The organism is Rudaea sp. 3F27F6 (assembly GCF_005503555.1).
Taxonomy (GTDB): domain Bacteria; phylum Pseudomonadota; class Gammaproteobacteria; order Xanthomonadales; family Rhodanobacteraceae; genus Rudaea.
This window is the reverse complement of record NZ_SCNG01000007.1, coordinates 197,771-209,294: the sequence shown is the minus strand read 5'-3', so window position 1 is coordinate 209,294 and position 11,524 is coordinate 197,771. Positions and strand designations below refer to the sequence as shown.

Sequence of the window (11,524 nt, the reverse complement as noted above, 5' to 3'; positions counted from 1 at the left end):
TATGCCGATCATCGATTTCTATGCGGTCTGTGGACCGTGGATACATCCCGTTACTTTGCAGGCCGTCGCGGTCGTCGAAAGCGCCGCGCACCCGTGGGCAATCGGTACGCCGCACGGCGCAATCTTCCCACGCACGCGCAGTGAGGCCGAGCGCCAGCTCGTGCGCGCCTTGCGCACCGAGCCGAGCGTCGACATCGGTCTGATGCAGATCAATTCGCAGTGGTTGCCGAGGCTGCACATCGCGCCGGATCGATTGCTCGATCCGTGCGTCAACGTGCGCGTCGGGGCAGCGATCCTCGCGGCGAATTTCATTGCCGCGTCGCACCCTGGACGCTCGCACTTGCATGCGCTCGTCGCGGCTCTGTCTGCGTACAACAGCGGCTCGGAAACGGCCGCCGTGGAGTACGCAGCAAAGGTGCTGTCGGTGGGCGTTTCGGTGAGGAGATCGCCGTGATGCCGTATCCATTCGGGTGCTGGTCAATGAGGTGGGTTGGACGTCGGTCGATGCAGGGGCGGAAGGCAAATTGCGTCGAAAAGAAGGGCAGCAAGATAAAAGGGTGTGTAGTTGTCGCGGCGCAAACCCACATGGCGCAAGGCTTTCTGCGACTACAACGTCGCAACACCGACTACACGCTCGCCCGCAAACCGCGTCGTTATCCGGTTTGCATGACTACAACGTGCGCAAGGCATTGATATACCGTCATGAGCGACGACACGATCGACGAATGGTTTCCGGCGCGGCCTGGGCGCGGTGCAGAGCGGCGCGAGCAAGCAGGTCAGAAGCGACCCGGAGCGGGCGCGAAACGCGCGCTGCGAATGGCGCGCAGTGCGCTCTCGCCACGCGCGAAGCAGGTTCTTCGGCGGGCACTTCGTGCCGCCCTGCGGGGCGATCGCAAGGGCACGGCGTCACGTTCTCCGAACCAGCGCGGTGCGGGCGCACGCGCGCCGGGGAAGTTCGCGCAGCGCGTCGTCGTCAAGGCGCGCATCGTCCCGATGCGGGGCAAATCGCCCGTCGACGTCATGCGCAACCACGTGGCCTACCTTGCACGCGACGGCGCTGATCGCGACGGCGAGCGCGGCAAGCTGTTCGACGGCGCTAGCGAACTCGATCGCGAGGCGGTCGACGCCTTCACCGAGCGCGGCGTGACCTGTCGCCACCAGTTCCGTTTCATCGTCTCGCCGGAGCACGGCGGGGACATCGACATGCCGCAGTTCGCGCGCGGCCTCGTCCGACGCATGGAGCGCGACCTCGATACCCGGCTCGACTACGTCGCGGTCGTGCACTACGACACCGACCAGCCGCACGTGCACCTCGTCGTGAACGGCCGCGACGACCGCGGCGGCGACCTGGTCATCAGTCGGGATTACATCAGCAACGGCCTGCGGCATCGCGCGATGGAGCGGGCGACCGACGAGCTTGGCTATCGCACGGAACTCGACCTGTTCCGCAGCCTCGAACGCGACGTGCGAGCCGACCGCTTCACGGCGCTCGACCGTCGTCTGCAGACATTGTCGGAGCGAAGTCCCGACGGCATGCTTGACCTGCGACGTACACCGACCGATCCGCGCCGGGCACTGCAGCGCAAGCTCTATCTCGGCCGGCTCGCCTACCTGGAGGAAACCGGGCTCGCGACCAAGATCGCACCGGGCACATGGCGCCTCGCACCCGACGCGCTCGACCGCCTGCGCGGCGCGACGCAGCACCGCGACATCCTGCGCAGCGTCGAGCGACACGTCGAGCCTCGCGATCGTGCCGGTGGCGTGACCGTGGTCGACAAAGCGACGCTATCTGTGCCGGTCAGTGGCCGCGTCCTCGGCCGAGGCCACGCGAACGAACTGACTGGCACGCAATACCTCGTCGTGTCCGGCACGGACGGTAAGACGTATTACGTGGCGCTGTCGCCGCACGCCGAACGGCACCTCGACCGCGCTTCTCGCGTCGGCGACCTCGTGGCGCTGAGGCGGGTCGAGCCGCGTGCCAGCGGTCGCGCCGACCAAGCCATCATCGACCTCGCTGCGAGGAATGGTGGCGTTTATGACGCGGGCGTGCACCGTGCCGAACTCGGCGGCTCGCCCTTGCCACACGGCGCGACGCCGGAACGCTTCGTCGAGGCGCACGTGCGCAGGCTCGACGCCCTCGCGAGTCGGGGCTTCGTGTCGCGCGAAGGCGACGGTCGCTATCGCATTCCGCCCGGCCTGATCGAGCGGCTGGCTCGCGATCCGGCGATCGCGCGGGACGGCACGTTCGTGCAGGTCGACGTGCGCGGGCGGGATCTTCACGCGCAAGTCGTTGCGCGCGCCCATACCTGGCTCGATGAGCAACTCGTCGCCGGCGTGCCGCGACAGGCGAGTCAAGCCGCGATGCGCACGCGGTTTCAGGACGAACTGATCGAGGCCGCCGACCGGCGCGTGAAGCGGCTCGCGCAGCTTGGCCTCGCGCTACTCGATGGCGATCACCTCACGCTTGATCCGAACCTCAAACCTAAACTCCAACGCATCGAGCGCGATGCGGCGGCAGAGCGATTGAGTGCGAAGCACGGGCGCTTCGTCGACCTTGATGATGCGCGGCATTTCCGAGGCCGTGTCGCCGCGATCGAAAACCTGGCCTCCGGACGGCACGCCGTCGTCGTCGACGCCGAGCGCTTCACGCTCGTCCCCGCCGAACGTGGCCTCGGCAACCAGGTCGGCAAAGACGTCTCGCTCACGCTCGATCGCACCACTACGCACGATGCTGAGCAGGCGCGCGTGCGCTTCCGCGTGCTTGATGCAATGGACCTTTCTCCCTCTCTTGGAAGGTAACGATGACATTGAAGAAAAACGATCGCTCACGCATTCCCGGCGGCCTCGTCCTGGCGCCGCTTGGTATCCTGTTGGTGGCGTCCGTGATCGGCTGCTGGTGCGCCACCGAGTACGTCGCCGAAGGGTTTGCGTTCCAGCCGCAACTCGGCAGGCCCTGGTTCTGGATCGGCGGTCATCCGGTCTACCAGCCCTTTGCATATTTCGTCTGGCTCAACCGGTGGAATGCTTACGCACCGCATCGCTTCGACCTCGCCTTGTTTTGCATCTACGGCGTGGTGCTCGCGGGCCTGCTCGTCGCGATCGGGTTCAATGTCTGGCGTGCGCGAGGCAGTGTAGTTGCGACGACCTACGGCTCCGCGCGTTGGGCCGATCGCGCCGACATCGAGCGCAGCGGTCTGATCGGCCAAGGCGGCGTCGTGCTCGGGTTGACGGATCGCGGCGAGTACCTGACGCACGACGGGCCGGAGCACATCGAAGTGACGGCGCCGAGCCGGTCAGGCAAGGGCGTGGGCATCGTCGTGCCGACGCTGCTGTCGTGGCGCGGTTCGGTCATCGTCAATGACATCAAGGGCGAAAACTGGACGCTGACCTCAGGCTATCGGCATCGTTTCGGGTACGTGCTCGCGTTCAATCCGACGAGCCGCAAGACGTGTCGTTTCAACCCGTTGATGGAGATTCGGCCCGGGGACAACGAGGTGCGCGATGCGCAAAACGTCTGCGACATGATCGTGGACCCGGAAGGGAAGGGGAAACCGGATCACTGGAGCAAAGAGGCCGATGCCTGGCTGCTCGCCGTCATCCTGCACGTGCTCTACGCGGAGCCGGACAAGACGCTTGGCGGGATCGCGCGGTTCTTGAACGATCCCGACCGCACGATCCACGAACAGCTCGAAGGGATGTCGGTGACGCCGCACCTACCGACTGGACCGCATCCCGTCGTCGCGATCGGCGCGCGAGCCATGTTGAACAAGTCGGCGAACGAACGCAGCGGCGTGCATTCGACGGCGCGCTCATTCTTCAGCCTCTATCTCGATCCGGTTGTCGCGGCCGCGGTGAGCGAAAGCGACTTCCGAATTTCGGACCTGATGCAGGCCCAACACCCGCTGAGCCTGTACCTGATCTCGCCACCGAGCGACAAGGCGCGTCTGCGGCCACTGTTTCGGCTCCTGCTCAACCAGTTCTGCCGGCGTCTGACCGAAGAGCTGAACCCGCCTGCCAACCGATACCGGCTGCTGTTGCTGTTGGACGAGTTTCCGTCGCTGGGAAAACTCGACTTCTTCGAAGACGCCTTGGGATTCGTCGCGGGTTATGGCCTCAAGACGCTCATGGTCAACCAGAGCACGAACCAGCTCGTCAAATACTACGGCACGAACAACACGGTCATGGATGGAGCGCACGTGCACGTGTACTTCGCGCCCAATACGGAGGAGACGGCCAAGAAGATCTCCGACCTGCTCGGCACGAAGACCGAAATCCATATCCAAGAAAACTTCGCCGGACATCGTCTTGCGCCGTGGTTGGGTCACATCATGGTGTCGCGTCAACAAACCGCGCGTGCCTTGTTGACGCCGGGCGAAGTACGCGAGCTGCCGGCGTCCGATGAAATCGTGGTCATGGCCGGCTTGCCGCCGATCCGGGCGAAGAAGTTGCGCTTCTTCGCCGATGCCACGTTCCAGGGATGTGTGCCGCCCACGGATGCGCAAGGGCGGGTTGCTGTCTCCGGCCATTCGTTCAACCCACCCGGGAACCTCGCAGTGCGGCCATATCCGTATGGACCGCCGGTGCCGGGTGCGGTTTGGGTGGTTTCGCATGCGAAGCCGGTCGCGCAGGCTGTGCGTGACGAAGAAACAGGCGAAGGACTCGACCACACCATCGGCAACGAAACGGATTTGGATGTTGAAGGTGGGGAGCTTTCGACTGCGCGCGAGCCCGATGATGCGCCGACGACCGCCAAACCGGGCGTGTTCGGATTCGACGACCACGAGCGCAACCACCATGCCGATCCGGATATCGGATGGAATCTGCCCGCATGACCCTTTCCGAGAAAGATTCGTCCGAGATCATCAACACGCGCTTTTCGTCGCGCTTGAAGCGAGCCGTGCTGCGCGAGGCGGCCGAGCGCCGCGTGTCGCTGCGCGCGATCCTCGAAGCGGCCGTGCGCGATCGTTACGACCCGGAACGGTCGGCCACCGAGAAGCAACTCGTCATTCGCGAATTGAAGACCCTGCGGCGCGAGGTGCTGCAGGTCGGGGCAGGGAACACGCTGGTGTTCGAGGCGCTCGCGCTGCTGGTCAAGAACCTGTTTTCGTCCTTGACGCCGCCGACCGCGGAGGCGCGTCTCATCGGTGACCAGTTCTACGCACGGTTCATCGACGCGGTGATCGCGGCAATCGAAAACGACGATGCCCTGATGGATCGCGTGCTGTCGCTCGCGGTCGTCCGCCACGATGCCACACCCCAAGGTTCCATGCCCGAGGAAACGCCCGATGAGTGAAGTGCAAGAAACGACGCAGGACCGTCTGGTCGAGATGCTGGCGAATGCGATGGGCACGGCGGTCGGCGACCTGTTGCATGTCCCGGAGGTGGAGGAACTGCGCGCCAATCCCGACGGGCGATTGTGGTGCGTTCGCGAAGGGACGCGCCACGACACGGGGAAGTCACTCAGTCCCGCGGCGAGGCGACAGCTCATCCAGATCGTCGCGCACGCCGTCGGCGTCACGGTCGACGAGGCCAATCCGAGCTTTCCGGCGGAGCTGCCGGAATCCGGCTATCGCTTTCACGCCGTCGTTCCTCCGCAGAGTCCCGACGGGCCGACGTTCGTGATCCGCAAGAAGCCGACCCAGGTGTTCTCGCTAGACGATTACGTGGCCGCGCAGATCATGACCGGCGAACAAGCCGCCTATATTCGCGAGGTCGTGGGCAAGCGCGAGAACATTCTGGTCGGCGGTGGCACCGGGTCCGGGAAGACCACGTTGACCAACGCAATCCTGAAAGAGATCGGCCGCATCGCGGGCCGGGTCTTGACCGTCGAAGACACCTTGGAGCTCCAGGTCGAAGCCGATGAAGTCGTGCGACAACGGACCGTTCGCATCGGCGACACCCTTCGTCGTTCGATGCAGGACATCGTGCGCGACATGCTGCGTCTGTCGCCGGATCGAATCATCGTGGGCGAGGTGCGCGGCCCCGAAGCGATCGACCTGATCCAGGGATGGAACACGGGGCACCCGGGCGGTGTGGCGACGATCCACTGCAACTCGGCGCCCGATGCGATGGAGCGGCTCGAAGACTTGCTCGTCCAGGGCGGCTACACGCCGGTGCCGCGCCAGCTCGCTAAAGCGGTCAACGTCATCCTGTTCGTGGGTTCCGTGACGGTGCCGACTCCCGACGGACTGCGTGCGAAGCGCCGGCTTCGCGAGATCGTGCGAGTCACCGGGGTTCATTTGACCGAAGGGGGGCACGAGTACCGATTCGAGCGCCCTTTCGGTTCGATGGAGTAGTGCTGGCAGATCGAGGTTCCTCCGCGCGATGAGCGGGCGCGGACGAACCTCGGATTTTTGGTCTACCGGGCCGCGCGTTTCTTCTTCGCAGCGGGGGCGCCGGTTGCTTTCAGGGCATCGAGGCGCGCGTGTGCCTCGCGCTTGCCGATCCCGCGCAGGGCGATGATCGCCGCCAGTTGTTCCTTCCGCGGTGTCGCCTTTTTGGTTTCCCAGTTGTAGATCGACTGCTCGCTGACGCCGAGCAAACGAGCGAGCTGGGGCGCGGACAGACCCAATCTCGAGCGCAGTGAACGCAATCCCTTGGCGACGAATCGGACAGGGCGGTCAGGCAGCGCGGCGGGCTTTCCTGCGTTCGCGGGGACGGCTCGTTTTTCGAGGAAGGCGGCTTTCTTCTGCAGCGCAGCCATCTGGCGCTTGAGTGCGGCGATGTCGCGCCGATAGGCCGCCGACGCCTTCTTGGCGCCTGCCACCGCTTTGCGGATCTCGCGCCGGCAGAGGCGCGAGATTTCGTCTTTCAAGAGTGCGCCGATATTAGGCATGGTGCTTGGCCCTCAATTAGGCAGCAGCGTCTTTGAGTTTCTTCAGCGGACGCACCTTGACTCGTACCGAAGCCGGCTTGGCCGCAAACCACTGTTCCACCTTCGTGAACGGGTTGATTCCCTTGCGCTTGGGCTTGGCCGGAATGGTCGCGACGGTAATCTTCAGGAGACCGGGCAACGTGAATGTACGTGCGCCATTCTTGTGGACAGAACCGACGACCGCGCTTTCCAAGCTGGCAAGCACGGCACGAACATCCTTGGCCGCCACGCCGCAGGCGCCCGTGATGTACTCGACCAGACCGGACTTGCCGAGGGTTTCTTTGATCGGCTTGTTGGATGCGGGTTTCGAAGCGGACTTTGCTGCGGCTTTTTTAGCAACTTTCTTGGTCGCCATGATTTTTCCTGGGGTGATGTTGGAGGAGACGTACGGGACGGTCCGTGTAGCAGCGTGAACGTACGCGACCTCAAATGCAAGATCAGATAATACGTCTTATTGCGTCTTGGGAAGCATTGGGTTTAGACGGCTGAATCGGCGCTCCTTCGCGCCGGCTCCAAGAAGGGTTGTGTCTCACGATGTACTACAACGTCCACGCGTGAGAAATATTAGACAAACTAGATTGTATAAATAGGATTCCACTCCGCCGCCGTCTGGCGGTTGTCCCCGGAGAGGAATTCATGCAACGCCGCCACCGCTTCGCCTTTGTTGCTCTTCTGCTCATCCTGATGCTGCCCGTGTTCGCCCATGCGTCGGGTTCGGGTATGCCGTGGGAGTCGTGGCTGCAGAAGATTCTCGACTCGATCTCCGGCCCGGTCGCCAAGATCGTCGGTGCGATCGTCATCATCCTGTCCGGTCTCGGTATGGCATCGGGCGAAGGCGGCGCGGGCGCGCGCAAGTGGGTAATGGTCGCGTTCGGCCTGTCGATCGCGTTCACGGCCGTGTCGTTCTTCCTGAACTTCCTCGGCTTTTCCGGCGGCGTGGCGTTCTGAGCCGGAGCGCCCGATGTCCGACCGAATCCCCGGCTTCGAGATTCCGATTCATCGGAGCCTCACCGAACGCATCCTGCTCGCAGGCGTGCCGCGCGAAGCGGCGCTGCTCAACGCGACGTTCACCGCGGCATTCGTGTTCGGACTGCAGTGCTGGTACGCACTACCAGTCGGCATCGGTCTGCACTGGCTCGCCCTGCGACTGACGCGGCACGACGATCGTTTCTTCGACGTGCTGCGCCGCTCGCTGCGCTTCCGCGCGTTCTACCGCGCCTGATCCTTTTCGCATGCGAAATCCCCCATGCTGACGCCTCTCCTGTTGCCCGCCGTCTCCGCGCTGGCCGGTTCGATCGCTCTCGGCCTGACCGGCTGGCTCGGCGTCGAGACGGTGCGTGAACATCGCGAACGCCGTATCGCGGTACCGAACGTGTTGTCCGACCTGATCAAGTGGTCCGCTCTGGTCGCACCGGGCGTCGTCCTCAACAAGAACGGCAGCTTCCAGACGACGTTCCGCTACCGCGGCCCTGATCTGGACAGTTCGACCGAATCCGAACTCGTCAGCACGAGTGCCCGGCTCAACAACATCGTGCGGCGCCTGGGTTCGGGTTGGGCGGTGTACTTCGATGCCGTGCGCCGTGAGACGACGGCCTATCCGTGCTCGACCTTTCCCGATCCGCTGAGTGCATTGATCGACGAAGAACGCCGTGCCGGGTTCGAGAGTGGCGAGCATTTCGAGAGCACGTACTACATCACCCTGATCTGGTTGCCGCCGCCGCTGATCGAAGCGGCGGCAGAGGCGCTGTTCTTCGAGGACGATGCAGAGCCGGATGGCTTGACCCGGCGCGAATCCGGCCGGCGCCGGGCCGATCGCGCGGCCGGCGAGTATCTAGCCTCGTTCCTTGCCGAACGTGCACGTCTGATTTCCCAGTTCGCGAGCCTGTTCCCGAGCGTGGTGCCGCTCACCGATGGGCAAACGCTGTCCTACCTGCACACGACGGTCTCGACCAAGCTGTACCCGGTCGCGGTACCGGCCGTACCGGACTGCCTCGATGCGCTGCTGACCGACGAGCCGCTGACAGGCGGCGGCAAGCCCAAGCTGGGTCGGCACTATCTCGGCGTCCTGTCGATCCAGTCGTTTCCGAATGAGAGCTTCCCCGGGCTGCTCGATGCGCTGAACCGGCTCGGCTTTGCCTATCGCTGGGTCACACGCTTTATCTGCCTCGACAAGGCTGAGGCCGAACGCCAGATCGACGGCGTCAAGCGCAAGTGGTTTGCGAAGCGGAAGAACCTCTCGACGCTGGTCAAGGAAATCGTCACCAACGCCCAGAGCGCCTTGGAAGATTCCGATGCGATCAACAAGGCGCAGGATGCCGACGCCGCCCGGCAGGAAATCTCCGCCGACGCGGTGCGCTACGGCTACTTCACGCAATCGGTCGTCGTATTCGACGAGGATTTCGCTGCGCTGGAGAAGAAGCTGCTGCTGCTCGAACGCGAGATCAACGGTCGCGGTTTCGTCACGGCGAACGAGCTGACCAATCTCAATGCGCTCGATGCGTGGCTCGGCAGCCTGCCGGGGCACTGCAACCACAACGTCCGAACCCCGTTGGTCAACACGCTCAACCTCGCGCACATGATGCCGGTGTCGGCCGTGTGGGCGGGTCCACTCGAATGCCCGAACGATCTCTTTCCGCCGCACTCGCCGCCGCTCCTGACTGCGGTGACGAACGGCTCGACACCGTTTCGCTTCACGAACTTCGTGGGCGACGTGGGCCACGCGCTCGTGCTCGGCCCCACGGGCGCCGGCAAGAGCGTGCTGCTCAACGCGATGGAAGCGCAGTTCCTGCGCTATCCCGAGGCGCAGGTCTACATTTTCGACAAGGGTGGCAGTTCGCGCATCACGACCTACGGGGTCGGCGGTGCCTTCTATGACCTGGGATCGGACGGCCGGCTCGCGTTCCAACCGCTGGCCGACATTCACTTGGGCGCCGAACGCGCCTGGGCCAGCGAATGGCTGATCGACCTCCTGATCGCTGAGAACCTCACGGTCACGCCGGCGACGAAGAAAGCATTGTGGGAAGCACTCACCTCGCTGGCCGAGAGTCCGCTCTCGCACCGCACGCTGACCGGCCTGTCGATTCTCGTCCAGGACACCGAGATCAAGCGGGCACTCCACCCCTACACGATTCAGGGCGCGCACGGCGCGCTGCTGGACGCCAGGCGCGATTCGCTCCACCTCGGCCGCTGGATCGCGTTCGAGATGGAAGACCTCATGCAAAGCAAGGCCGCGGTGATGCCGGTGCTCGCATATCTCTTCCACCGGCTGGAGCAACGATTCAATGCCGCAGCGCCGACGCTATTGGTGCTCGATGAGGCATGGCTGTTCCTGGATCACCCGGCGTTTGCCGCGAAGATTCGCGAGTGGTTGAAGGTCTTGCGCAAGAAGTGCGTGTCGGTCGTCTTTGCGACCCAGTCGCTCGCGGATGTGGATGCCTCGCCGATCGTCGCCACGATCAAGGAAGCGTGCCTGACGAAGATTTATCTGCCGAACGCGAGTGCGCTCAATGACGACATCGCGGCGATCTACCGCAAGTTCGGCTTGAACGATCGGCAGCTGCGCATCCTGCAGCACGCGCGTCCACGTAAGGACTACTACCTCACCTCACCCGAGGGCAATCGTCTGTTCGACCTCGGACTGGGGCCGCTCGCGCTTGCGTATTGCGGCGCGACCAGCGCCGACCTGCAAGGTCTCGCGAAGACCGTCCACGCCATTCGCGCCGACGACTTCAACGTGAACTATCTCGACGCACGCGCCAACGATCCCGCGCCCGAGCGCCGTCTGCCGGTCGAGTGGGCTGCGTCCTGGTTGCGCGATCGTAAAGCCGTTCCGTCTCTCTCTCGTCATCCGCTTGATTCGGAGACTTCGCTATGACGCTCTCGTATCGCAAGACCCTGTGTGCGGCGATCGCCGCAACGCTGATCGTCGCGACGCCCGTGCAAGAGGCACAGGCACAGTTCGCCGTAATCGATGCCGCGAATCTGGTGCAGAACTACCTGAACGGGGCGCAGGAAATCCTGACTGCGGCACGCACGCTGCAGTCGAACATCAACGAAGCGCAGATGATCGCGAACGAGCTATTGAACCTGAAGAATCTGCCGCAGCAGATCGTCAATTCCTATCTCGCGCGCTTCCAGCACATCCTGTCGGACGTGCAGCGGCTGACTCAGCTCGTCGGCAACTACGACAACCTGTCGTGGACCTTCGCGACGCGCTATCCGAACCTGCGCTATTCCTCCCAGAGCAGTGCAAACCTGTTCGCGCTGCAGGCGCAATGGGGCGATCAGCATCGCCAGAATCTGTTGCAGGCGATGCAGCAGGGTGCGGGCGTACTGAAGGATCTGCAGGGCGCGGTCGGGGACACGCAGTCCATGGCGTGGAGCAGCCAAGGCGCGGTCGGTGCCTTGCAGGCAATCCAGGCGGGTAATCAGCTGACGATGCGCGTCAACGACGATCTGCAACGGCTAAACACGCAGGTCGCGACGTTCAACGGTGTCGTGCTCGAGAAGATGGCGCGCGAGCAGTCCGAGACCGATGCGGCCGAGGCACTGCGCAAGCAGCTCCACGCTCACGACCGCGATCCGTACTACGGAAATCCGGTGCGCGATCCGCGCTATTGACCGACTGCTCCTCTCGCACTCCCTTGATCG

Annotated in this window: 11 protein-coding genes; 9 read left to right on the top strand and 2 right to left on the bottom strand. The window is 64.0% G+C overall.

Annotation, left to right across the window (positions count from 1 at the left end; translation table 11 throughout):
- Window position 1: 1 nt before the first annotated feature.
- The 5 genes from FFS30_RS22290 (at window position 2) to FFS30_RS22270 (ending at window position 6,296) form a co-directional block, all read left to right on the top strand.
- A complete protein-coding gene (locus tag FFS30_RS22290; RefSeq protein ID WP_137915398.1) occupies window positions 2–454 on the top strand; it encodes a transglycosylase SLT domain-containing protein in 453 nt (150 codons plus the stop codon).
- A 248-nt stretch (window positions 455–702) separates the two neighbouring features.
- Window positions 703–2,799 carry a DUF3363 domain-containing protein gene (locus FFS30_RS22285; protein ID WP_137915397.1) on the top strand — a complete coding sequence of 699 codons (2,097 nt, stop codon included), beginning with the start codon at window positions 703–705 and terminating at the stop codon, window positions 2,797–2,799.
- 2 nt (window positions 2,800–2,801) lie between these two features.
- Entirely contained in the window at window positions 2,802–4,832 is a 2,031-nt protein-coding gene (gene traG / locus FFS30_RS22280; RefSeq protein WP_137915396.1) for an IncP-type conjugal transfer protein TraG, read from the top strand.
- Window positions 4,829–5,293 (top strand): hypothetical protein, encoded by a 465-nt coding sequence (locus tag FFS30_RS22275; protein ID WP_137915395.1) that lies wholly within the window; start codon window positions 4,829–4,831, stop codon window positions 5,291–5,293. Before traG ends, FFS30_RS22275 begins: the two co-directional genes overlap by 4 nt.
- Window positions 5,286–6,296: an ATPase, T2SS/T4P/T4SS family gene (locus tag FFS30_RS22270; protein WP_249352592.1), complete on the top strand. Its 1,011-nt coding sequence runs from the start codon at window positions 5,286–5,288 to the stop codon at window positions 6,294–6,296. Before FFS30_RS22275 ends, FFS30_RS22270 begins: the two co-directional genes overlap by 8 nt.
- A gap of 62 nt (window positions 6,297–6,358) precedes the next feature.
- On the opposite strand, the gene FFS30_RS22265 is transcribed toward FFS30_RS22270, so the two are convergent.
- Both FFS30_RS22265 and FFS30_RS22260 read right to left on the bottom strand, forming a co-directional pair.
- The gene (locus FFS30_RS22265; RefSeq protein WP_137915394.1) at window positions 6,359–6,835 is read right to left on the bottom strand and encodes a helix-turn-helix transcriptional regulator; all 477 of its coding nucleotides are present in this window, start codon (window positions 6,833–6,835) and stop codon (window positions 6,359–6,361) included.
- Window positions 6,836–6,851: 16 nt separating this feature from the next.
- Window positions 6,852–7,229 (bottom strand): HU family DNA-binding protein, encoded by a 378-nt coding sequence (locus tag FFS30_RS22260; RefSeq protein ID WP_137915393.1) that lies wholly within the window; start codon window positions 7,227–7,229, stop codon window positions 6,852–6,854.
- A 281-nt stretch (window positions 7,230–7,510) separates the two neighbouring features.
- On the opposite strand from FFS30_RS22260, the gene FFS30_RS22255 reads away from it, so the two are divergent.
- The 4 genes from FFS30_RS22255 to FFS30_RS22240 are packed head-to-tail and all read left to right on the top strand — an operon-like array spanning window position 7,511 to window position 11,494.
- Window positions 7,511–7,822: a TrbC/VirB2 family protein gene (locus FFS30_RS22255; protein WP_137915392.1), complete on the top strand. Its 312-nt coding sequence runs from the start codon at window positions 7,511–7,513 to the stop codon at window positions 7,820–7,822.
- Between the two features lie 13 nt (window positions 7,823–7,835).
- Complete coding sequence (locus FFS30_RS22250) at window positions 7,836–8,096, top strand: VirB3 family type IV secretion system protein (RefSeq protein ID WP_137915391.1); 261 nt, start codon at window positions 7,836–7,838, stop codon at window positions 8,094–8,096.
- 24 nt (window positions 8,097–8,120) lie between these two features.
- Window positions 8,121–10,748 (top strand): conjugal transfer protein TrbE, encoded by a 2,628-nt coding sequence (gene trbE, locus FFS30_RS22245; RefSeq protein WP_137915390.1) that lies wholly within the window; start codon window positions 8,121–8,123, stop codon window positions 10,746–10,748.
- Entirely contained in the window at window positions 10,745–11,494 is a 750-nt protein-coding gene (locus tag FFS30_RS22240; RefSeq protein ID WP_137915389.1) for a hypothetical protein, read from the top strand. Before trbE ends, FFS30_RS22240 begins: the two co-directional genes overlap by 4 nt.
- The last annotated feature ends 30 nt before the right edge of the window (window positions 11,495–11,524 follow it).